Below are 23,169 nucleotides of genomic sequence, written 5' to 3' on the forward strand. Positions count from 1 at the left end.
CGATGGCGACGGCCGCCCCTGCGAAAGACCCGTTGCTCGAGGCAACCCTTCGGCAGCTCGCGGACATCGCCATGCCTCAGCCCGTCTCGATGATGCCGCAGACCTGGGCCTGGGCGGCGCTCGGCTGCGTCATACTCCTGCTGATCGCCTTCGCATGCTGGCGCTGGTACCGGCGCTGGGAGGCCAATGGTTACCGTCGCGAAGCGCTCGCCGACCTAAAGAAAATCGAGGGACGCCTCGCCGCGTCCGCGACCCGCGGCGAGGCGCTCGTCGCTTTACCCGTCCTCTTGAAGCGCACCGCCCTGGTGCTCTGGCCGCGCGAAACGATAGCCGGGCTCCATGGCACGGGATGGACCGGCTTCCTCGATGCCCATTCCGGCGGCCCGGTGTTCACGATCACCTCGGCGCGTTTCTTCGAGGAAGCCGAATATCGTGGCAGCGCGGCGCTCTGCGCCGTCCCGGAACCCGAAGCGCGGACCTATGCCGCCGCGGCACGTCACTGGATCGAGGCGCACCATGTACGTGCTTGACCACGCCTGGGCGCTGATCTTTCTGCCTCTGCCCTTCGTCGTCTGGGGGCTGCTTCCGCCCTACCGCGAGCAATCGGCCGCCGTCAGAATACCTTTCTTCAAGGACATTACGGCCGCCGCCAATCTCGGGCCGACCGAGGGCTCCGTCGTCCCAAGGACCAATCTCGGCCAGAAGGTGATTGCGCCCATCTGCTGGGCCCTGATCGTAGTGGCGCTGGCGCGGCCGCAATATGTCGAGCCGCCAATCGAAAAGACCGAGCCACAGCGCGACCTGATGCTGGCGATCGATCTTTCGCAGTCGATGGACACGCGGGATTTTCGCGATCCCTCCGGCAATCTGCAGACCCGCGTCGAGGCGGTGCACAAGGTTGTCGCCGACTTCATCGACCGGCGGCCGGACGACCGGCTCGGCCTGATCGCCTTCGGTGACGCGCCCTATCCGCTGGTGCCGTTCACGCTCGACCACAAGACGGTCAAGCTGATGCTGGCCGCCAGCCTGCCCGGCATGGCGGGCCCGCGCACTGCGGTCGGCGACGCGATTGGGCTCGCGATCAAGATGTTCGACGCCAGCACCGCGCCCGACAAGGTGATGATCCTCTTGACCGACGGCAACGACACCGCCAGCAAGATGCCGCCCGACAAGGCCGCCAGCATCGCCGCCGACCGGAACGTGGTGATCCACACCGTGGGGATTGGTGACCCCAGTGCGCAAGGCGAGCAGAAGCTCGATACGGTAACCCTTCAGGGTATCGCCGAGACGACGAAGGGCCGCTACTTCTTCGGCCAGGACCAGGCGGGCCTGCAGAACATCTATGAACTGCTCGATCAACTGACACCGGCGAACCAGAAGACACTCTCCTGGCGGCCGCGGATAGAACTGTTCCACTACCCGCTTGGCGCAGCACTGCTGATCGTCCTCGCCTACCACGCCATCATGTGGCTCCTCTCTTCGCTTGCCGAGCGCCGCCGGCGGCAGGAGGCAGCGCCATGATCGCGGACTTCCACTTCCTGAGACCGCTTTGGCTGCTGGCACTGCTCGCCGCCCCCCTGCTCGTCTACCTCGTCAGCCGGCGCGGCGATGTCCGCTCGCAATGGCAAGGCATGATCGCGCCGCACTTGCTCGATCACCTGTTGATCGAGAAGGGTGGCAAGCGGCGCCTCCAGCCCGTACACATCACCGCAGCGCTGATCGCCGTTGCGGCCATTGCTGCCGCCGGTCCGACCTGGCAGCGCGAGCGCCCGCCCTTCGTCGAGGACACCGCGCCGCTGGCGATCGCCATCGACCTCAACCCGACCATGAACGCGACGGACATCTCGCCGACGCGGCTCGAACGCGTCAAGCTCAAGGTCCAGGATATTTTGAGCCTCAGAAAGGGTTCGCGCACGGCGCTCTTCGCCTATGCCGGCTCCGCCCATATGGTGCTGCCGCTGAGCGACGATGCGGCACTGGTCAAGACCTATCTCGCGGCACTCTCGCCTCAGATCATGCCGGTAGAAGGCAAAGATACGGCAAAGGCCCTGCAGGAGGTCGAGAAAGCCCTGGCCAATGAAACCGCGCCTGGCACGATCCTGTTCATGACCGACGGGGTCGAGCGCTCCGCCTTTCAGGCGTTCAGCCAGTATCAGGGCCGCAACGCGGTGATGGTGCTCGGCATCGGCACGGTAGAAGGCGGCCCGGTGAAGACAGCCGACGGTGGGTTCCTGACCGACGCGACCGGCAGTCATGTTCGCTCCAAGCTGGATGTCGACAGCCTGAAGGCGTTGCAGTCCGCATCTAAGGCCGAGGTTGCCACCGTGACAGCTGATGATGCCGACGTGCGCTGGATCGTCAGGCGCATCCAGACCAACTTTGCCGCAAAGACCGCCGAGGGGCTGACCCGCTGGCACGATGCCGGCTGGTGGCTGACGATCCCGGTCGCCGTCTTCGGGCTGTTCTGGTTCCGGCGCGGCTGGACCGTGCGCTGGGCCGTCTATCTGCTCGCCATCAGCCTGCTCATGAGCAACGAGCGGGCGGAGGCGGCCGATAACCGCTTCCTCGATCTCTGGCTGACGCCGGACCAGCAGGGCCGTCGCGCCTTCGAGCAGGGCGACTTCCAGGGTGCGGCCGAAAAATTCGCCGATCCCACCTGGCGCGGATCGGCGCTCTACCGGGCCGGCCGTTTCCAGGATGCGATCGACGCCTTTGCCGAAACCGATACGGCCGAGAGCTACTACAACCAGGGCAACGCCCTGATGCACCTCGACAAGGCGGAAGAGGCGATCACCGTCTATAAGCAGGCATTGAAACGCCGCCCCGACTGGCCGGACGCGAAAAGGAACCTGGCGGCTGCCGAAAAATTCAAGGCCGACAAGGACAAGCAGGAACAGGACGCACAGCAGGAACAGGCGGGCATGGACCCCGACCAGGTCCAGTTCGACGAAAAGGGCAAGAAAGGCACGGAGGCGACGATCCAGGGTGGACCACAGACGGCGGACATGTGGATGCGCAACATCCAGGTCTCGCCCGCCGAGCTGCTCGCGCGTAAATTCGCGATCGAGGCAAAGGAGGCGACACCGTGAGTGCCTTGCCCCGAATGCCTCGGTTACTGGTCTGGCTCGTTGGCCTGTCGCTCTGGCTTTCGGGCGAAGCGCTCGCCGCCAACCCCTTCGCGCGCGCCACGCTCGCGACCAAGGGCACGATCTATGCCGGGCAGCAGATTGAGATCGACATCGACGTGTTCGTGCCGAACTACTTCCTGACGCCGCCGCAGTTTCCGCTGTTCGATCTTCGGGGTGCGGTGGTCACCATGCCCGACGACCGCGGCTTGAACCTCAACGAGACTGTCGATGGCGAGGCCTTTTCCGGCATCCGCAAAACCTATGTGATCACACCACAGGCGGCAGGTAATTACGCCCTGCCGACAATCGTGATCCCTTTTGGCTATGCCGCCGTGCCGGGCCAAACGACACAGGGTAAGGTTACCGTACCACGGCTCAAATTTACCGTGGAAGCGGTACCAGGAAGTGCCGGCGGCACGCCCGGCGTCACCGCTGGCGAAATCACCATCACGCAGACATTCGACCGCGACCCAGCCGGCCTGCATGCGGGCGATGCGCTTGTGCGCACGGTCACCACCCGCGCGGCCGGCCTCGCGCCGATGATGATCCCCGAGCCCAGCTTGAAGGCTCCAGAGGGCGTGCAGATTTATCAGCACGATCCGGTACTCTCCGAGGAACGCACGCCGCGCGGCGAGATCGCCGCGGGACTGCGCAAGGACACTGCAACCTACGTCTTTGCCGAGCCGGGCACCTTCTCTCTGGCGGCAATCACATTGGAGTGGTTCAATCCTCAGACCGGAAAGGCCGAAACCGCTGAGGCCGATGGCGCGGAAGTGGTCGTCGGTGCCGGGCCGGCAACGAAGCTTGCCATCGCGCCGCCCGCTCCTCCGCCGACAAAGGAACCCTTCGATTGGCTCTGGTGGGTCTTCGCGACGGCCACTGTTCTCGCCGTCGCCATTGTCATCCAGTTCGCCGCCAATCTGTTCGGACGGCTGGAAACCTGGATCGATGCGGCCATGACGCGCAAGGCGCAGTCGGAGGAGACGGCCTTCCGCCATGTTCTCGACGCCTGCCGCGACCACGACAGAGCGCGGCTGGACGCGGCACTCGATCGTTGGTCGCGCAAGACCGGCAATGTACCGCTTGCGAAATGGTTCGACCGGTTTGCCGACCCGGAGACGAGGGTCGCTTTCGCTCGGCACCGAAAGAGCCGCTACGGCACTCCGCAATTCCACCACGAGCGACCAGATTTCTCCCGGCTGCGAAGTGGATTGAAGTCGGCGCGACGACGCTGGCTGGAAGAATTCTCCGACGACGGCGACGAAGCGGTTGATGAATTGCCCGAGCTCAACCCGGTGTTCGACAGCGCCTTGCGGCAGAACCGCTGAAGCCCTGTGAGGCGGCGCGTTACGCGTCCTCCGTGCCTTCGTAACTGTTACGTACTTACCTGAGGTCGCATTCCCGCGAAGATTGCATCGGTAAATTCGAAACTTTGCCTGCATTCCGAGAGCGATTTGTTTGCGGCCTCAGGGAGACTTGAAATGAGTATCGATTTGAAGACCAGGCTTGGGCGGCTCGCGGCGTGCGCCGTCGAGCGGTCGATGAAGCCGAAAGCGCTGGCGCTCGCCGGCACCGTGCTGATGTCGACCATCACCGCTTCGGCACCGTCGGCCTTTGCGCAGGATGCCGCCAAGCCGAACATCCTCGTGATCTTCGGCGACGATATCGGCCAGACCAACATCAGCGCCTATTCCTTCGGCGTCGTCGGTTACAAGACCCCGAATATCGACCGGATCGCGCGCGACGGCATGGTGTTCACCGACTATTACGCTGAGAACAGCTGCACCGCCGGCCGCTCCACCTTTATCACCGGCCAGACGGTGCTGCGCACAGGCATGTCCAAGGTCGGCGTTCCCGGTGCCCCCGTCGGCATTCAAGACCGTGACGTAACGATCGCCCAGGCGCTGAAGCCGCTCGGCTACGCCACCGGCCAGTTCGGCAAGAACCATCTCGGCGACCAGGACCGCTTCCTGCCGACAGCCCACGGCTTTGACGAGTTCTTCGGCAACCTCTATCACCTGAATGCCGAAGAGGAGCCCGAGCGGCCCTACTGGCCGAAGGACGATCCCGCGTTCCTCAAGTCCTACGCGCCGCGCGGCGTGCTGCATTCCTTCGCCGACGGCAAGGTGGAGGACACCGGCGCGCTCAACAGCAAGCGCATGGAAACGATCGACGACGAGACGACCGCCGCAGCGATAGAGTTCATCAAGAAACAGACGGAAGCGAAGAAACCTTTCTTCACCTGGATGAACACGACGCGCATGCACCTCTTCACCCATGTGCGCGACCAATACAAGGGCCAGAGCGGTATGCCCGGCAACGACTATGCCGATGGCATGATCGAGCACGACAACGATGTCGGCAAGCTTCTGGACCTGCTCGACGAATTGAAGATCGCCGACAATACCATCGTCGTCTACACAACCGACAACGGCCCGAACCAGTTCTCCTGGCCGGACGCGGCAACCACACCGTTCCGCAGTGAGAAGGACAGCAACTGGGAAGGCGCCTTCCGTGTCCCGGCGATGGTCCGCTGGCCGGGCAAGATCAAGCCCGGCGTCTCCACCGACATGTTCTCCGGTCTCGACTGGTTCCCGACACTGCTTGCAGCAGCCGGTGACAAGGACATCAAGGAGCGGCTCTTGAAGGGCGCCGACCTCGGCGGCAAGACGTTCAAGGTGCATCTCGACGGCTACAACCAGTTGCCCTACCTCACCGGCGAACAGCCGAAGAGCGCGCGCAACGAGTTCTATTACTTCAATGACGACGCCAAGCTCGTCGGCATGCGCTGGGACAATTGGAAAGCCGTCTTCTGCGAAATGCGCAAGCCCGGTGGCTTCGACGTCTGGCAGGATCCTTTCACCTGCCTGCGCGTTCCAAAGATCTTCAACCTGCGCATGGACCCTTACGAGCGGGCCGATATCGTCTCTGATCAGTACAACGACTGGCGGACGAAAAACGCTTATCTCTTCGCCGAAGCGGTGGGGAAATCGGCGGCATTCCTCGAAACCTTCGTCGCGTATCCGCCAAGCCAGAAGCCGGCAAGCTTCTCAGTCGACCAGATCGAAGAAAGCGTGCACCAGAAGATCGACGAGATCCTGGCGAAGACCCAGCCGGCACAGTAACGCTCTCGAGAAGGCGGCGCCCCGCACCGCCTTCTCTTTCACCTTTGCTAAGAATGGCGTGCCGCGATGACGAAGAACATTCAGCCCGCTCGAACGATCGCCTACGAGGAGTCGATTGAAGACCCTTTGGCGAGACCGCGGGCACACGTCGCGCCGGCAATCGCCGCCTTCATGCTCTTCCTCTCCGGCACCGCGGCGCTGATCTTCCAGGTTCTCTGGATCAAGCAGCTCTCGCTCATCACCGGTATTGATGTCCATGCGGTCAGCACCGGGGTCAGCGCCTTCTTTCTCGGCCTGGCGCTCGGCAGCTTCGCCCTCGGGCGCATTGGCGACCGCTCCCGACAGCCGCTCCGCCTCTATGCCCTGCTCGAAACCGGTGTGGCCGTGCTCGGCGCCGGCGTCACCCTCATCCTTTCCCATATCGCGCCGCTCTTCGTCGCAATCGAGGACACCACAGCATTCGCCGCCTGGGCCCTGCTGATCCTGATCGTCGCGACCCCCGCCTTCCTGATGGGCGGCACCCTTCCCTTGCTGTTACGAGCGCTCAAAGGGGCGCCGGGAGGCGTCGGCGCAAAGGGCGGCCGGCTCTATGCCGCCAACACGCTCGGCGCCATCCTCGGCTGCCTTGCGGTCTCTTTCGTCCTCATCCCCACTCTCGGCGTGCAGGCAAGCGGCCTTGCGGCCGCCGGCCTCGGGCTTGGCGCCGCGGCGATCGCACTTTCGCTAAGCACGACCGGGATCCGCGAAGACGCGCAAGCTGATATGTCGATACCGTCGCAGGGCACCGGTGGTTCAAGGTTGGCGCTGCCCCTCTACGCGATCGCCGGCGGCATCGCCCTCGGCTATGAGGTCGCCTGGTCGCAGGCGATCGTGCAATTCATCTCCACCCGTTCCTTTGCCTTTTCGGTGGTGCTTGCCACCTATCTCGCCGGGCTGGCGCTCGGCGCCGCACTCTTTGCGCGCCGGACCGACCGCCTGTCGGATCCCTGGAGTGCCTTCGGCCTGCTCATCACGCTGGCCGGCCTCGTGGCGCTGGCCGAGCTTGCCCTGCTCGGCCCCTGGCTGACGGCGTTGCAGGCCAGCGCGGAAGCAGCCATTGCCGGTATCACTGGCAGCATCTTTGCCGGCATGTGCGCACGCTTCCTCGTCGCGGCGCTCACGATCGTCTTCGTCCCGACGCTGATCCTCGGCGCCGCCTTCCCGGTCGCCCTGCGGCTCGCCGTCGATCCTCATCATGTCGGTCGCGACACCGGGCGCGTTCTGGCGCTCAACACACTCGGCGGCATCGCCGGCACGCTCCTGACCGGCTTCGTGCTGATTCCGTCGTTCGGCATCGTCAGAAGCTTCGCCGTTCTCGCCGTCGCCGCAGCCATCATCGGCGTCATCGCAGCCAGCCGCGGGGCAACCGGCTGGAAGGGTTGGCGCCTTGCGGCGCCAGCGCTCGGCGTCGTCACCGTGCTGATCGCCGTGATGGTGCCATCGGACCGGCTGGCCACCTTGCTCAATCTCTCACGCGGCAACGGCACGATCGTCTCCTATGAGGAGGGCCTCGGTGCGACGGTCGCCGTCATCGAACAGGGCCAGCCGGACCGGCGCTTCCGCCGCCTCTATATCCAGGGCGTCTCCAACACCGGCGACGCCATGCCGTCGCTGCGCTACATGCGGCTGCAGGCGCTCTTGCCGCTCATGATCCACAAGGGCGAGCCGAAATCGGCGCTCGTCATCGGGCTTGGCACCGGCATTACCGCCGGCTCATTGCTCGCCTATCCCGACCTCGACCGACGCGTCGCCGCCGAACTGCTGCCGTCGGTCGCCCGCGCCTCGACCTTGTTTGCCGGCAATTTCAACGCGGCAGGGGATAGCCGCCTCGAAGTGCGTGTCGCGGACGGTCGCCGCGAACTGATGCGAAGCGCGGAGCGCTACGATCTCATCACGCTGGAACCGCCACCACCATCGGCTGCCGGCGTCGTCAATCTCTATTCGTCCGACTTCTACAAGCTGGCGCGTGGGCGCCTCGCGCCAAACGGTCTTGTTGCGCAATGGCTGCCGATCGCCACCCAGAACGACGAGTACACGCGCGCGCTCGTGCGCAGTTTCCTCGACAGTTTCCCGCATGCCTCGCTCTGGTCGACGGAACTGCACGAGATGCTGCTCATCGGCTCCGTCGAACCACAGGCGCTCGACGTCGCGCGCATCACCAAACGCATGGCCGACCCGTCCGTCGCCGCGGCGTTCAAGGAAGTCGGCATAGGTGGTGCAGCCGACCTGCTCGCGACCTGGATGACCGACCGCGCCGGACTTGATCGTTACGCCGGATCGGCGCAGCCTGTCACCGACGACCAGCCGCGGATCGAATATGCAAGCTGGGTTCGTCCCGGCGAGTTGCAGCGCACACTCCCAGCCGTGGTCGGCCTGCGCAGCAAGGCACCGCTCGTCGGAGCGGACGTGGCGTTCAAGAAATCCGTAGCGGACGCCCACAACCGGCTAATGCTGTTCTATCAGGCTTCGCTCAACGCCTATGCCGGCTATCGCGACGAATGGGCGCGTGACATGGAACTGCTGATGCGCGTGGAGCCGGACAATCCCTATTACCGCTGGTTCGTTTCGAGCAGCGAGCGCTGATTGCGCACAGCCGAATCCGGGCCCCCACGCGACTGCAGTTCGCGTGGCATCGGTCGGGCTAAGATTGATTCCTGCATAATCGCGGAATAGCGCAAAATTTTTGCACGACGCGAAATACCTCCGGCACAGATTTGCAACACAGAGGCATTGCCCACGTAGTATCCTGCCGCCGTTGTTCTGCCCTGTGGCAGACAGGGAGGCATTCCATGGAAAAGACGGACAAAAAAAACACCGAAACCACCTCGCGGGCGGCAATGGATGGCGAGATCGGCATACTCGCGCGCCGCCGCATCGAGGCCGGCATCATCGCGCCGATCTATGAGGCGATGCGCGAGGAGATCGGCGAGGAGCGCGCGCAAGCAATCCTCGACAAGGCGATCACCAAGGCCGCGATCGAAGCCGGCAGGACCTTTGCGGCAAAGACGCCTGGCGGCACCAACCTGCGCACCTTCCAGGAACTGCAGGACCTCTGGACGCAGGACGACGCGCTTGTCATCGAGGTGACCAAGGCGACGGATGAGGAATTCCACTACAATGTGAAGCGCTGTCGCTACGCCGAAACCTATCGCGAGATGGGGCTCGGCCATATCGGGCACCTGCTTTCCTGCAACCGCGACGGCGTCTTCTGTACCGGCTACGATCCGCGCATCACGCTGGAGCGCACCCAGACGGTGATGCAGGGTGCCTCCCATTGCGACTTCCGCTACAAGCTGAACAAGGACGCACCGGAGCAGCCGAAATGAGCGCCGAAGCCTTGCGCACTGAGCCCAAGCGCATCAACACGCCGGTTACAAACGGCGACCGGCTGTGGAACGACATCGTCGCGACCGCACGCTTCGGCGCCGCCGATAAAGGCGGGGTCACCCGCCTGACGCTGACAGAGGAGGACCGTGAGGTCCGCGATTGGTTCGTCGCCGCGTGCCGGGCGCTCGGCTGCACGGTCGAGATCGACGGCATCGGCAATATCTTCGCGACCTATCCGGGCGAAGACATGTCGTTGCCGGCGATCACCGTCGGCAGCCATCTCGATACCCAGCCGCAGGGCGGCCGGTTCGATGGCATCCTCGGCGTGCTTGCGGGCCTTGAGGTGCTGCGCACGCTCAAGGAAACCTCCACCGTGCTCCGCCATCCGCTGACGGTCGTCAACTGGACGAACGAGGAAGGGTCGCGTTTTTCTCCTGCAATGATGGGATCAGGCGTCTTTGCCGGCGCGCTTTCGCTCGATGCGGCGCACGCGCTCACCGACCGAGACGGCGTCACGGTCGGCGCGGCGCTCGATACCATCGGCTATCGCGGCGAAGCACGGGTCGCGCCGGCCGCCTTCGCGGCTTACGTCGAGCTGCATATCGAGCAGGGACCGCTGCTGGAAGCCTCCGCGACCGAGATCGGCGTCGTCACCGGCATCCAGGGGCTGCGCTGGTTCGATATCACTGTTACCGGCACCGAGGCCCATGCCGGCAGCACGCCGATGGCGCAGCGCGACGATGCGCTTGTCGCCGCGGCCGAAATCGTGCTCGCCGTCCGCAACATCGCCCGCGAAAATCCGCCCGGTGTCGGAACCGTCGGCTTCGTCGATGTCGGTCCCAATTCGCGCAATGTCGTGCCGGGTTCTGTTCGACTCCAGATCGACATGCGCCATCCGTCCGAGGCCGGCCTCGACCAGATGGAAGGTGCGTTGCAGGAGGCGGTTCGCAAGGCCGGCGCCCGCGCCGAACTGAAGCGCATCTGGTCTAAAGCGCCGGTCGTCTTCGATCCATCGATCGTGGATGCCGTCCGCAACAGCGCGGAAGCGCTCGGCTATTCGGCCACGGACGTCGTTTCCGGTGCCGGGCATGATGCGGCGCATATCGCGACGATCATGCCGACCGCAATGATCTTCGTGCCTTCCAAGGACGGGCTGTCGCACAACGAAGCGGAATACACCGCGCCCGAAGAGTGCGCCCGTGGCGCAGAGGTTCTGTTCCAGACCATCCTGGAACTCGACCGGCACTGACCGATAAAGCCAAGCACCCACGGCAGACAGTCTGCCGTGGGTGCTTGCAAACCGGTTTCACGGCTTGCCTGCGTTCTTAGCCGCGCTGCGAGTCCAATTGTTCCTGGTCCTTTTCGACCTGCTGCGCCTTCAGGTAGCTCTCGATCAGCAACTGATATTCCGGAAAAATCTTGGTGTAGATCTCCGCCCATTGCTGGGCATCGTCACGGTGCCATGTGCGCTGCAGCTCGGAGGCGACTGCTGCGGTATCCATCGGCACCACGCCGGCCTGGACGACACGGGCAAGGGTGATCTCCTCAGCCATCTTCGAATAGGTGCCCGAAGCATCGACAACTACGAAGACCTTGTAGCCATCATGGACGGCGCTGATTGCCGGGAAGGCCATGCAGACGCTGGTGATCGTGCCGGCGATGATCAGGGTCTTGCGGCCGGTTTCCTTCACCGCGGCGACGAAATCCGGGTTGTCCCAGGCATTGATCTCGCCGCGACGGGCGACGTACTTGGCATGCGGCGCATTGGCATGGATTTCCGGGATCAGCGGGCCGTTCGGGCCCTGCGGCACGGAGGCCGTGGTGATGACGGGCATCTTGGTCAGCGTCGCCATGCTGGCGAGTGCCGCCGCATGGGCGCGCAGCTTCGGCATCGGCATGTCGTTGACGGTCTGGAACAGGCCGCTCTGGTGGTCGATCAGAAGCATCACGGCGTCATCGGGGTCGATGACCGGGCGCTGTCCGTTGAAGTTTGCAGGTGTCATGGTCTTGCTCCTTTTCGGTTGAGCAACCACCCCATCCATGGTGGTTGGCGTTGAGGAGAAGATATCCCTGCACCAAACCTAGCAGTAGACGGCCATATCGAGCTATAATGTCCTGAAAATAGGACAATTCCCCATGCAGGACCTGAACGATCTCAAGCTATTCGTCGACGTGGTCGAGCAGAACGGTTTTGCCGCTGCCGCCCGAAAGTTGAACATGCCGCGCTCACGTTTGAGCCGCCGCATCGGCCTTCTGGAAGAGCGGCTCGGGGTGCGGCTGGTGCAGCGCTCGACGCGTCATTTCGTCATCACCGAGATCGGGAGGGAATATTACCGCCATTGCGTCGCCATGCTGGTGGAAGCCGAAGCGGCGCAGGAGATGATCGAGCGCATGCGATCCGAGCCACAGGGCGTGGTCCATGTCAGTTGCCCCTCTTCTGTGGTCTATTTCCAGGTCGCAGAAATGATCGCCCGGTTCATGGCAGAATGCCCGAAGGTCGAGGTCGTGCTCGAAAGCACCAACCGGCGCGCCGACGTGCTACGCGAAGGCATCGACATCGCCGTCCGCGTCCGCTTTCCGCCACTCGAAGAAAGCGATCTTGTCGTCAAACGTTTTGCCGAGAGCCGGCAGCGGCTGGTCGCCAGCCCGGGGCTGCTCGCGTCCATCGGCAAGCCGTTGATGGCGGCCGACCTCGCCGCCTTCCCAAGCCTTGCCTGGAACCCTGATCGCCCGGAGCACGACTGGCGGCTGGAGGGCCCCGGCGGCGCAACCGCAATCGTGCGCCATCGGCCGCGGCTCGCCACCGAAGACATGGTGACGTTGCGGCTTGCCGCCCTGCGCGGTGTCGGCATCTGCCAACTGCCGGAGATGGTGATACGGCAAGACCTGAAGGATGGCACGCTTGTCGATGTGCTGCCCGACTGGGCGCCGAGGGCCGGCATCATTCACGCGGTCTTTCCCTCACGCCGGGGTTTGCTTCCTTCGGTGCGCGCCCTGCTCGATTTTCTGGCCGCCGGATATGCTGAACTTGCCCGTCTGGACGAGCCCAGAACCTGACGGTCGCGCCATTACACCGTGGCGTGCTCTCGTGTTTTCAAGATCGCGGAGAAGCGCGGATCGAACGTGCGGCTGATCGGCTCTGCCGCCGCACCGATCGCCACCGCCCAGGGATCGGTGAAACCGATCTGCAATCGCGGGAGACTGCGGTCTCGCCGATCGGCGATCGAGGGGAGCAGCGGCATCATCGCCTCGACCAACAGGCGCGCGAGCCCCGGCGGAAGCCCACCGCACAGGATCACCGTCTGCGGGTCGAAGATCGTTTCGAGCGCCTGAACGGCGGCGCGTAGTTCAAAGACCGCCGCATCGAGCCAGCGCCGCACCCGCTCGTCCGGGCCGGCGGCAATCGCATCGATATGGGCGTAAAGCTCAGGATCGGCGGGATCGAGGTCGAGCAGCCTGCAGAGCGAGGCGATCGAAGCGCGATGTTCGAGCGGCGTGCGTTCGTCCAGCGATGCGCCACGCGGCAGGCTGAGGATCATGCCGATCTCGCCGGCATTGCCATTGGCGCCGCGGTAGAGCTCGCCGTTGAGGATCAGCCCGGCGCCAAGGCCATAGCCGAGATAGATGCAGATGGCATGGTCGACACCGTGCGCAGCGCCAACCATGCGCTCGGCAGTAGCGGCCGCGGCCGCGTCGTTCTGCAAGCCGACATCGAGCCCCGTGCCGGTCGCAAGCGTCTCCAGCAACGGAAAATTCTGCCACGCCGCCATCATCCAGGTATCGTCGTCGTCGGCTTCGATACCGAAGGGGCCGGGCATCGCCGCCCCAAGGCCGACGAGGCGATCCTCCGATTGCGGCGCGATCTCCGTGAGATCACGGCGGGTCTTCTCGATCAGTTCGAGGATCGTCCGCACGCCTGTCGCCGGCCCACCGACCGGCAGGTTGGCCTCGCCACGGGCGAGCACCCGGCCGACGAGATCGACAGCGATGGTCCGCGTCACATGCCTGTCAATTTGCAGGCCGATCGCGAAAGCACCCTCCGGCACCAGGCGATAGGGCGTCGAAGGTTGCCCGCGGCCGTTGCGCACCGCCTCGAGCGATTCGACCAGCCCGTCCCGCTCCAGGTCTTCGATGATGTTGGAGACCGTCTGCTTCGTGAGCGCCGTCGCGCGGGCAAGGTCCGCCCGGGACAATTGACCGTTCAGCCGCAGCGCGTCGATCATGACGCGCCGGTTGTGTGCGCTCGTCCCCTCCTGGTTGGTGCCGCTCTTCGCCCGGATCAGGCGCATATCGTTCATCCAAAAAACCCCTCTTGACACTGTTAGAATATTGAACAAAAAATAAGTCAAGACAATTGACTTAATAGGAGCCCAAAAGAGCTCCGGGGGAACGAAAGCAGCGGCAAGCACCGCTGCGGGCGCTCCGATGGATATGTCGACGGCCGCTCGGAAACGGACGGACTTCTCGCATACGGCGCATCGCAGAGGCGCGCCGAAGAAGGCTGAAACGCTCAAGTTACTGGAGGAAATCATGTTGAAATCGATAAGAACCACCTTGCTTTGCGCGACCCTCGCCGGCGTCTCCTTCGTCGGCCACGCGCATGCGGAAACGACGCTCAACGCCCTCTTCATGGCCCAGGCCGCCTATAGCGAGGCGGATGTGCGCGCCATGACCGAGGCCTTCACCAAGGCCAACCCGGACGTGAAGGTTAATCTCGAATTCGTGCCCTATGAGGGCCTGCACGACAAGACCGTGCTGGCGCAGGGTTCCGGCGGCGGCTACGACGTCGTGCTCTTCGACGTGATCTGGCCGGCCGAATATGCAAGCAACAAAGTGCTCGTCGATGTGACCGACCGCATCACAGGCGAGATGAAATCCGGCGTGCTGCCGGGCGCCTGGACGACCGTCGAATATGACGGCAAGCGCTATGGCATGCCCTGGATCCTCGACACCAAATACCTGTTCTACAACAAGGAAATCCTGGAGAAGGCCGGCATCAAGGCGCCGCCGAAGACCTGGGACGAGCTTGCCGAACAGGCCAAGGTGATCAAGGACAAGGGTCTGCTCGCGACCCCGATCGCCTGGAGCTGGTCGCAGGCCGAAGCCGCGATCTGCGACTATACCACGCTCGTCAGCGCCTACGGCGGCAAGTTCATTGACGGCGGTAAGCCGGCCTTCGCGTCCGGTGGCGGCCTCGACGCGCTCAACTACATGGTGGCGAGCTACTCTTCGGGCCTCACCAATCCCAACTCCAAGGAGTTTCTGGAGGAGGATGTCCGCAAGGTGTTCCAGAACGGCGAAGCCGCTTTCGCTCTCAACTGGACCTATATGTACAACCTCGCCAACGATCCGAAGGAAAGCAAGGTTGCAGGCAAGGTCGGCGTCGTGCCGGCGCCGGGCGTTGCCGGCAAGAGCGAAGTCTCCGCCGTCAACGGCTCGATGGGTCTTGGCATCACCTCGACCAGCAAGAACCCGGACGAGGCCTGGAAGTACATCGTCTACATGACCTCGCAGCAGACGCAGAATGCCTACGCCAAGCTCAGCCTGCCGATCTGGGCCTCTTCCTACGAAGATGCCAGCGTCACCAAGGGCCAGGAAGAGCTGATCGGCGCCGCCAAGCTCGGCCTCGCGGCCATGTATCCGCGTCCGACGACACCGAAATACCAGGAACTTTCGACTGCGCTTCAGCAGGCGATCCAGGAAGCACTGCTCGGCCAGGCTTCGCCTGAGGACGCCTTGAAGACGGCGGCCGAAAACAGCGGCCTCTGAGCCGCCCTCCCAAGCCCCGGGCGGGTAACCGCCCGGGGACCGCGGGAATTATGCGGTAGCGCTGGCATCCACGCGCTTTAACACTTTGATTTGGTGCATCATTCGCTTGGGTCGATGACGATCCGGGGCAATATGCGATAGCATGACGGGGCTCCCTAGGCCCGAGAAGGTTTCCATCTTATGTCCGGCACCTGGATAACAACGCGCGCATGGCTGCTCATGCTGCCGCTGCTGGTGGTCATGATCGCCGTCATCGGCTGGCCGTTGATCGATACGGTCAGGCTTTCCTTCACCGACGCCAGGCTCGTCGGCACGGAAGGCACGTTCGTCGGCCTCGCCAACTATGCCAAGATGCTCGGCGGCTCGAACTTCCTGCGCGCCTTCGTGACGACGACCTGGTTCGCCGTCGTCTCGGTCACCGCTGAAATGGTGCTCGGGGTGCTCGCAGCCCTGCTGCTCAATCAACAATTTCGCGGGCGCACGGCTCTCAGAGCCTTGATGATCCTGCCCTGGGCTTTGCCGACGGTGGTCAACGCCACGCTCTGGCGGTTGATCTACAATCCGGAATATGGCGCGCTCAACGCCGCCTTGACGCAAATCGGCCTGATCGACAGCTACCGCTCCTGGCTCGGCGAACCCGGCTCGGCGCTGACGGCGCTGATCATCGCCGACTGCTGGAAGAACTTTCCGCTGGTTGCGCTGATCGCGCTTGCGGCACTCCAGGCCGTGCCGCGTGACATCACCGCCGCCTCGCTCGTCGATGGCGCGGGTCCGCTCAATCGCTTTCGCTATGTCATCATGCCCTATCTGGCGGGTCCCCTGCTGGTGGCACTGGTGCTGCGCACGATCGAGGCGTTCAAGGTGTTCGACCTGATCTGGGTGATGACCCGCGGCGGCCCGGCAAACAGCACACGCACGCTGTCGATCCTCGTCTACCAGGAAGCGTTCTCCTTCCAGCGTGCCGGATCGGGCGCCTCGCTGGCGCTGATCGTCACGCTGCTCGTAACCGTGCTCGCCGTCGCCTATGCAGCAATGGTGCGCAAAGCCGCAGGAGCATCCTGATGGAACGCCAGAACCCGGTTTTCACCGCCTTCGTCTATGCTGCAGCTCTGCTGCTGGCAGCCATCATCCTGACCCCCATTCTCTGGCTCTTCGTCATGAGCATTTCGTCGGCCGCCGACCTCTCGACAAAGCCGCTCAACTGGTGGCCGAACGAGATCGATCTGTCGCGTTACCGCCTGCTGTTGTCCACGATCGAAAACAGCACCGGCGCTGCCTTTACTGCCTCGCTCTTCAACAGCCTGAAGGTTGCCGGCATGGCGACGCTGGCGGCGATCGCGGTCGCCATTCCCGCCGCCTGGGCGGTATCGCGCACATCCAACGTTTCCTGGTCGCTCTATGCGGTCATCGCCACCTACATGCTGCCGCCAGTAGCGCTTGCGGTGCCGCTCTATATGGGGCTTGCCTATCTCGGCCTTCTGAACTCGGTCTTCGGCCTCGCGCTTGTTTATCTCACCATTCTGGCGCCCTTCACCACCTGGCTGCTGAAATCCGGCTTCGATTCCATCCCGAAGGAAATCGAGAGTGCCGCGATGATCGACGGCGCCCGTCTCGACCAGATCCTCCGGCTCATCACCCTGCCGCTCGCGGCACCCGTCATGGCGACGTCGGCGCTCTTTGCCTTCCTGCTCGCCTGGGACGAATTCTTCTACGCGCTGCTCTTCACGTCGGATCTGCGCGCCAAGACCCTCACGGTTGCCATTTCCGATCTCGCCGGCGGCCGTGTCTCCGATTACGGGCTGATCGCCACAGCCGGGGTGCTGGCCGCCCTGCCCCCGGTGTTGATCGGTCTCGTCATGCAGCGTGCCCTCATTTCCGGGCTCACCAGCGGCGGCGTCAAAGGATGACGGCTATGACCAATTCGGAACGCCCCGCCGGGCTCGTCGCGATCGATCGCGAAATGGCGCGTCAGGCCTCCGACGCCATCGCCTCCGTGCACCAGGCGACAGCGATGGCGGCCAGTGTCGCTGCCTCACTGAAGTCTACCGGCAAGCTGCTGCTGCTCGGCATGGGCGGCTCGCATGCCGTCGGTCGCGCCGTCGAGCCGCTCTACCGCGCCCATGGCATCGACGCCATTGCCCTGCCGCTCTCGGAACAACTCGGCCAGCCGCTTGTCATCGAAGGCAAGACGATCCTCATCACCTCGCAGTCCGGCGAAAGCGCCGAGGTGCTGCGCTGGTTCAGCGAAACCAATGGCGCAACGCCGCACACCTTCGGACTGACGCTTGAAGGCGGTTCCTTCCTCGCCAGCAATGCGCCTTCTCTGGTCGGCGTTGGCGGAACCGAAAAGGCCTTTGCCGCCACCCGCAGCCTGACCATCAGCTTCGCCCTGCACCTCGCCATTCTCGCCGCCCTCGCTGATGATCCGGCCGATGCCCTTCACGCATTGGAAAACCCGCAATCGCCCGATACGTCGGCGGCACTCGAAGCCCTGCACAGCGTCCGATCCGTTGTAACTTCGGGCCGCCGGCTGCAAGGCCTCGCCGAAGCGATCGGCCTCGGCCTGACCGAGCTTTCCCGCCTGCCCTGCTTCTCGCTTGAAGGCGGCCAGCTTCGCCACGGCCCGATGGAAATGCTCGGTCCATCCGTCGGTGTTGTGCTCTTCCGCGCGACAGATCCGACCGCCGGCCTTGTAGAAGCCATGGCGCTTTCCGCCGCCGAAGCCGGCTCGCCGGTCATCGTCTTCGATGCCTCCGGCGAGGCGCCCATCGAAGGCGTCACCACCATTCCCTTTGCGCCGGCCGCGGGCATGGCGGCGATCTTCGCCATGCTGCCCGTCGCCCAGTCCTTCATGATCGCCTTTGCGGCGTCGCGTGTCGAGAATGCCGGCACTCCCGTGCGCTCGACCAAGATCACCCGGAGCGAATAAACGATGCGTCCTCTTGCCGTGGTCGGCAATGCCAATGTCGATCTCATCCTCGGGCCGGCGGCCCCCTGGCCCAAAGCCGGAACCGAAATCATCGTCGACCACGACGAGCTGCGTGTCGGCGGCTGCGCCGGCAACAGCGCGCTCGCCTGGGATTCCCTCGGCGTCGACTACGCGATCGCCGCCAATGTCGGCAACGATCAGTTCGGCACCTGGTTGAAAGAGGCTTTTCCCGAGCGGTCCAAGTCCTGGCCGGTCGAAAATGTCGGGACCACGCTTTCCGTCGGCATCACCCATCCCGACGGCGAGCGCACCTTCTTCACGACGCGTGGGCATCTGCCGCTGCTCAGCTTCGACGAAGTCCGCACCATGCTCAACGGCGAGAAGCTCCGCGGTGGTTATGCGCTGTTGACCGGTGCCTTCCTGACCGATGCGCTGACATCGGACTATGACCGCTTCTTCGACTGGGCCGATGCCCACGACATCGCTGTCGCGCTCGACACCGGCTGGCCGCTCGACGGCTGGACGCAAACGAACTGCGCGGCGACCGTGGGCTGGCTCAAGCGTTGCCGGCTCGCACTGTTCAACGAGGTTGAAACGACCACGCTGACGGGCCTCTCCGACCCGACCGAGGCAGCCCACGAGCTCAGGAACCACATGCCCGAAGGCGCAATCGTCGTCGTCAAGCGTGGTCCCCATGGCGCGATCGCTATCGATGCGCAAGGCCGTCTTTCATCGGCCGCCGCCCCAGCGGTTACTGTGGTCGATACCATCGGCGCCGGCGACGTCTTCAATGCCGGGTTCCTGGCAGCCGTTGCCGCCGAGATGCCTCTGGAGGCCTGTCTTCGCACCGGCGTCGCCATCGCCTCGGAGGCGATTTCCACCCTGCCGCGCAGCTACGGCAAACCGCTTTCGTCCTACCTTCAGGAGACCGGCGCATGAGCGCACTCGCCATTCAGAACATTCACAAGCGCTATGGCGAGGTCGAGACGCTGAAGGGCATCGACATCGATCTCGAGAGCGGCGAGTTCCTGGTGCTGCTCGGCTCCTCCGGCTGCGGCAAGTCGACCCTGCTCAACATCATCGCCGGGCTTGCGGAGCCGAGCGGCGGCGATATCCGCATCGGCGACCGATCCATTCTCGGCGCGCATCCGAAGGATCGCGACATCGCCATGGTGTTCCAGTCCTATGCGCTCTACCCGAACATGAGCGTTGCAAGGAACATCGGCTTTGGCCTTGAAATGCGCAAGGTCCCCTCGGCCGAGCGCGAAAAGGCGGTGGCGGAGACGGCAAAGCTGTTGCAAATCGAGAACCTGCTCGACCGCAAGCCGAGCCAGCTCTCGGGCGGCCAGCGCCAGCGCGTCGCCATCGGCCGGGCGCTGGTGCGCAATCCGCAGGTGTTCCTCTTCGACGAGCCGCTCTCCAACCTCGACGCCAAGCTGCGCATGGAGATGCGCACCGAGCTCAAGCGCCTGCACCAGATGCTGAAGACCACGATCGTCTACGTCACCCACGACCAGATCGAGGCGATGACGCTCGCGACCCGCATCGCGGTGATGCGTGACGGGCGGATCGAGCAACTCGGCACGCCGGAAGAGATCTACGACCGCCCGGCCACGCTCTATGTCGCCGGCTTCGTCGGCTCGCCGCCGATGAACATCTTGGATGCGACCGTTGTGGAAGGTCGGTTGAAAATCGCCGGCGACGGCCAGGCGATCGCCCTGCCGGCACGCCTCCGCAACGTTGTCTCCGATGGCCAGCGCGTCAAGGCTGGTATTCGCCCGGAAGCGCTGCGACTTGCCGCTGGTGACGAGCCGGTGCCGCAGTTCAAGGCACGCGTCGAGGTGGTCGAATTGACCGGTCCCGAACTCGTCACCACGGCGCGGATCGGCGACCAGCGCATCACCGCCTGCCTGCCACCGCGCAGTGCGGTTCTGTCGGGCGAAGAGCGCGCCTTCACGATCGAGGCGGATGCCCTTCATCTCTTCGATCCCGACACCGGCCGATCGCTGGCGAAAGACTGAGGGTGCCTGCGGGCGACGACCGGGATTGCTTTGGCAACGCCTTTTCCTTCTTGTGAGAATCGTTCATCACACGTTGTCCCGCGCGAGAAGAGGAAGTGACCGCGATGCCCCTGCCGATCGAAACGCCGGCCGTTCTCGTCGACCTCGAAATTGCCAAGCGCAATATCGAGCGCTTCCAGGCCTATGCCGATGAACATGGCATTCGCGTGCGCCCGCACATCAAGACGCACAAGCTGCCGCAGATGGCCGAGCTTCAGCTTGAGGCCGGCGCCGTTGGCATCACCTGCCAGAAGGTGACCGAAGCCGAAGCAATGGTCGAGGGCAGCGACCGGATCCAGGATGTGCTGATCACCTACAACATTCTCGGCGAGGCCAAGATGGCACGGCTGGAGCGGCTCAATGGCCGCGTCGCGCTTGCCGTCGTCGCCGACAGCGAGACCGTCATCGACGGGCTTGCGGGCTATTTCGCCGGCAAGGACAAGCCGCTTCGAGTCTTCGTCGAATGCAACACCGGCGCCGATCGTTGTGGCGTTGGAGCTCCCGAGGCGGCGGCCCGGCTGGCGCGGCGGATCGCCGATGCCCAAGGACTCGTCTTCGGTGGACTGATGACCTATCCGCCCGTCAACGGCGAGGCAAAGGTCCAGGCCTTCATGAGCGAAGCAAAAAGCCTGATCGAAGCCGACGGCAACGCGGTGCCGGTGATCACCTCAGGCGGCACGCCGAGCATGATGCATGCCGCCGGTGCGCCGGTTGCCAGCGAGTATCGGCCGGGCACCTATATCTACAACGACCGCTCCCTGGTTTCGCGCGGTGTCGCCAGCTGGGACGATTGCGCGCTGACCGTGCTTGCGACCGTCGTCTCCGTCCCATCCGAAACCCGCGCGATCATCGATGCCGGCAGTAAGGTGTTGACCTCGGATCTGCTGGGACTGACAGGCTATGGTCACGTGCTCGGCCGCGACGACATCCGCATCGACCAACTCTCGGAGGAACACGGCCGCCTCGTCACCGATGGGCCGATCAACCTCAAGGTCGGTGATCAGCTCCGCATCGTGCCCAACCACGCCTGCGTCGTGACCAACATGGTCGATGCGGTCCATATCATCGAGGGCGACACCCTGAAAGACACCTGGCCGATCGTCGCCCGCGGCCGCGTGCTTTAGAATCGCGCCTTAGAGACCCTATTCTGCAGAAATCTGTGCTCGCCTGGAGAGCCCCGCATTCGCCGGAAATGCAGGGCTGAAGGCTCATCGATGGATCGGTCCGGCAAACGATCGAAAGGAGAATCGACGCGCGTCCACTGGACACCGGCATCGCGCCCTCCATCTAATGACCTTGGCGGGCCGGCACGGCCATACTGGGCGGTTGCAGGCAAACCGTTCCCGAAAACGCGGCGAGAACGATAGGACATTTCCCGTTTGCCGCCCTCGGGGTCATCTGTTTGCGTTGTAGCAGTCGATAAAATTGATAGTTTTATCTGGTAACCGATGGAGGTCGAAATGGTCTTTGGACGAATTACCGGAATGGTGGGACTGGCAATTGTGCTCGGGGGCCTGCAGCTGGGAGCTGCGAGTGTTGCGTTTGCCGACACGACGATCTTGAACGTGTCCTACGATCCGACACGTGAACTCTATAAGGACTTCAACGCTGCCTTCGCTGAGAAGTGGAAGGCCGACACTGGCGAAACCGTGACGATCCAGACGTCGCACGGCGGCTCGGGCAAGCAAGCCCGCTCCGTCATCGACGGCCTGCAGGCCGATGTCGTAACGCTGGCGCTCGAAGCCGATATCGACGCGATCGCCAAGGAAACCGGCAAAATCCCGGCGGACTGGAAGACGAAGTTCGAGAACAACAGCGCGCCTTACACATCGACGATCGTATTCCTGGTGCGCAAGGGCAACCCTAAGGGCGTCAAGGACTGGGGCGATCTGGTGAAGCCGGACATCCAGGTGATCACGCCGAACCCGAAGACTTCGGGCGGCGCGCGCTGGAACTTCCTGGCTGCCTGGGCCTATGGCCGGGCTGCCAATGGCGGAGATGACGCCAAGGCGCAGGAATATGTGACGGAACTCTTCAAGCATGTTCCGGTGCTCGATACCGGCGCGCGCGGCGCGACGACGACCTTCGTGCAGCGCGGCCTTGGCGACGTGCTGCTCGCCTGGGAAAACGAAGCCTATCTGTCGCTCGAGGAACTCGGCCCCGACAAATTCGAGATCGTCACGCCGTCAATCTCGATCAAGGCCGAACCGCCGGTGGCGCTCGTTGACGGCAACGTCGACGCCAAGGGCACCCGCAAGGTGGCGGAAGCCTATCTCGGCTACCTCTACAGCGATGCCGGTCAGAAGATTGCGGCCAAGCATTACTACCGGCCGTTCAAGCCGGCAGCGGCCGATCCGGCTGATATCAAGCGGTTCGGCGACCTGAAGCTCGTCACAATCGAAGATTTTGGCGGTTGGAAGGAAGCCCAGCCGAAATTCTTCGGCGACGGCGGCGTCTTCGACCAGCTTTACAAGCCGGGCCAATAAGACCGACCTTGGACGCGCGGCCGGACAATCCGGCCGCGCGTCTTGCTTTGCGCCGCGCCGGGCCCTTGGCACGAAGCGCGGTTCACTACGTCTCGCGAGCTTTGTAAAGGTAGTGTCATTGACGGAAGCGACGAAGACTGCGCCCTGGCGATTTCGCCAGCCGAGTGTTTTGCCTGGCTTTGGGCTGTCGCTCGGGATCACGCTGAGCTGGCTGGTGCTGATCGTGTTGATCCCGCTGTCGGGGCTGGTGTGGCGGGCAAGCGGGCTCGGCTGGGCCAAGTTCTTTGAGCTGGCGCTCGATCCGCG

Annotated in this window: 19 protein-coding genes and 1 pseudogene; 18 read left to right on the forward strand and 2 right to left on the reverse strand. The window is 63.9% G+C overall.

Features of this window, described 5'->3' with window-relative positions; genetic code table 11:
• The first annotated feature begins 2 nt into the window (after positions 1–2).
• The 8 genes from ASE60_RS14785 (at position 3) to ASE60_RS14820 (ending at position 10,868) form a co-directional block, all read left to right on the forward strand.
• Entirely contained in the window at positions 3–530 is a 528-nt protein-coding gene (locus tag ASE60_RS14785) for a DUF4381 domain-containing protein (RefSeq protein WP_057251325.1), read from the forward strand.
• Entirely contained in the window at positions 517–1,521 is a 1,005-nt protein-coding gene (locus ASE60_RS14790) for a VWA domain-containing protein (protein WP_057251326.1), read from the forward strand. The genes ASE60_RS14785 and ASE60_RS14790 overlap by 14 nt, the downstream gene beginning before the upstream one ends.
• Complete coding sequence (locus tag ASE60_RS14795) at positions 1,518–3,089, forward strand: VWA domain-containing protein (protein WP_057251327.1); 1,572 nt, start codon at positions 1,518–1,520, stop codon at positions 3,087–3,089. Before ASE60_RS14790 ends, ASE60_RS14795 begins: the two co-directional genes overlap by 4 nt.
• Entirely contained in the window at positions 3,086–4,456 is a 1,371-nt protein-coding gene (locus tag ASE60_RS14800) for a BatD family protein (protein ID WP_156414645.1), read from the forward strand. Before ASE60_RS14795 ends, ASE60_RS14800 begins: the two co-directional genes overlap by 4 nt.
• 252 nt (positions 4,457–4,708) lie before the next feature.
• Positions 4,709–6,253 carry an arylsulfatase gene (locus ASE60_RS14805; protein WP_244495619.1) on the forward strand — a complete coding sequence of 515 codons (1,545 nt, stop codon included), beginning with the start codon at positions 4,709–4,711 and terminating at the stop codon, positions 6,251–6,253.
• Positions 6,254–6,319: 66 nt separating this feature from the next.
• A complete protein-coding gene (locus ASE60_RS14810) occupies positions 6,320–8,875 on the forward strand; it encodes a spermidine synthase (RefSeq protein WP_244495617.1) in 2,556 nt (851 codons plus the stop codon).
• A 206-nt stretch (positions 8,876–9,081) separates the two neighbouring features.
• Entirely contained in the window at positions 9,082–9,618 is a 537-nt protein-coding gene (locus ASE60_RS14815) for an L-2-amino-thiazoline-4-carboxylic acid hydrolase (protein ID WP_057251329.1), read from the forward strand.
• The gene (locus tag ASE60_RS14820) at positions 9,615–10,868 is read left to right on the forward strand and encodes a Zn-dependent hydrolase (RefSeq protein ID WP_057251330.1); all 1,254 of its coding nucleotides are present in this window, start codon (positions 9,615–9,617) and stop codon (positions 10,866–10,868) included. The genes ASE60_RS14815 and ASE60_RS14820 overlap by 4 nt, the downstream gene beginning before the upstream one ends.
• A 76-nt stretch (positions 10,869–10,944) precedes the next feature.
• Here the strand turns inward: ASE60_RS14820 and ASE60_RS14825 are convergent, their stop codons facing one another.
• Complete coding sequence (locus ASE60_RS14825; protein WP_034799134.1) at positions 10,945–11,622, reverse strand: isochorismatase family protein; 678 nt, start codon at positions 11,620–11,622, stop codon at positions 10,945–10,947.
• Positions 11,623–11,755: 133 nt separating this feature from the next.
• Here ASE60_RS14825 and ASE60_RS14830 point away from each other — a divergent pair, with 133 nt between their 5' ends.
• A complete protein-coding gene (locus ASE60_RS14830; RefSeq protein ID WP_057251331.1) occupies positions 11,756–12,676 on the forward strand; it encodes a LysR substrate-binding domain-containing protein in 921 nt (306 codons plus the stop codon).
• Between the two features lie 11 nt (positions 12,677–12,687).
• On the opposite strand, the gene ASE60_RS14835 is transcribed toward ASE60_RS14830, so the two are convergent.
• On the reverse strand, positions 12,688–13,917 hold the full coding sequence (locus ASE60_RS14835; RefSeq protein WP_057251332.1) for an ROK family transcriptional regulator: 1,230 nt from the start codon (positions 13,915–13,917) through the stop codon (positions 12,688–12,690).
• Positions 13,918–14,149: 232 nt separating this feature from the next.
• Between ASE60_RS14835 and ASE60_RS14840 the strand changes: the two genes are divergently transcribed.
• From ASE60_RS14840 to ASE60_RS33775, 9 genes and pseudogenes are all read left to right on the forward strand, one after another.
• A complete protein-coding gene (locus ASE60_RS14840) occupies positions 14,150–15,388 on the forward strand; it encodes an extracellular solute-binding protein (RefSeq protein WP_057251344.1) in 1,239 nt (412 codons plus the stop codon).
• A 180-nt stretch (positions 15,389–15,568) separates the two neighbouring features.
• The gene (locus tag ASE60_RS14845) at positions 15,569–16,450 is read left to right on the forward strand and encodes a sugar ABC transporter permease (RefSeq protein ID WP_057251333.1); all 882 of its coding nucleotides are present in this window, start codon (positions 15,569–15,571) and stop codon (positions 16,448–16,450) included.
• Entirely contained in the window at positions 16,450–17,295 is an 846-nt protein-coding gene (locus tag ASE60_RS14850; RefSeq protein WP_057251334.1) for a carbohydrate ABC transporter permease, read from the forward strand. Before ASE60_RS14845 ends, ASE60_RS14850 begins: the two co-directional genes overlap by 1 nt.
• Complete coding sequence (locus ASE60_RS14855) at positions 17,292–18,317, forward strand: aminotransferase (RefSeq protein ID WP_057251335.1); 1,026 nt, start codon at positions 17,292–17,294, stop codon at positions 18,315–18,317. The genes ASE60_RS14850 and ASE60_RS14855 overlap by 4 nt, the downstream gene beginning before the upstream one ends.
• A 3-nt stretch (positions 18,318–18,320) precedes the next feature.
• Positions 18,321–19,256, forward strand: coding sequence for a PfkB family carbohydrate kinase (locus tag ASE60_RS14860; protein ID WP_057251336.1), 936 nt, complete (start codon positions 18,321–18,323; stop codon positions 19,254–19,256).
• Positions 19,253–20,338, forward strand: coding sequence for a sn-glycerol-3-phosphate ABC transporter ATP-binding protein UgpC (gene ugpC / locus ASE60_RS14865; protein WP_057251337.1), 1,086 nt, complete (start codon positions 19,253–19,255; stop codon positions 20,336–20,338). The genes ASE60_RS14860 and ugpC overlap by 4 nt, the downstream gene beginning before the upstream one ends.
• A 104-nt stretch (positions 20,339–20,442) precedes the next feature.
• Entirely contained in the window at positions 20,443–21,501 is a 1,059-nt protein-coding gene (locus ASE60_RS14870; RefSeq protein WP_057251338.1) for a D-TA family PLP-dependent enzyme, read from the forward strand.
• A gap of 336 nt (positions 21,502–21,837) precedes the next feature.
• Positions 21,838–22,863, forward strand: a complete 1,026-nt coding sequence (locus tag ASE60_RS14875) for a sulfate ABC transporter substrate-binding protein (RefSeq protein ID WP_057251345.1) — start codon at positions 21,838–21,840, stop codon at positions 22,861–22,863.
• Positions 22,864–22,975: 112 nt separating this feature from the next.
• Positions 22,976–23,169, forward strand: a pseudogene (locus ASE60_RS33775) (molybdate ABC transporter permease subunit); the annotation flags it as partial.

Source organism: Ensifer sp. Root278 (assembly GCF_001429285.1).
GTDB lineage: Bacteria > Pseudomonadota > Alphaproteobacteria > Rhizobiales > Rhizobiaceae > Ensifer.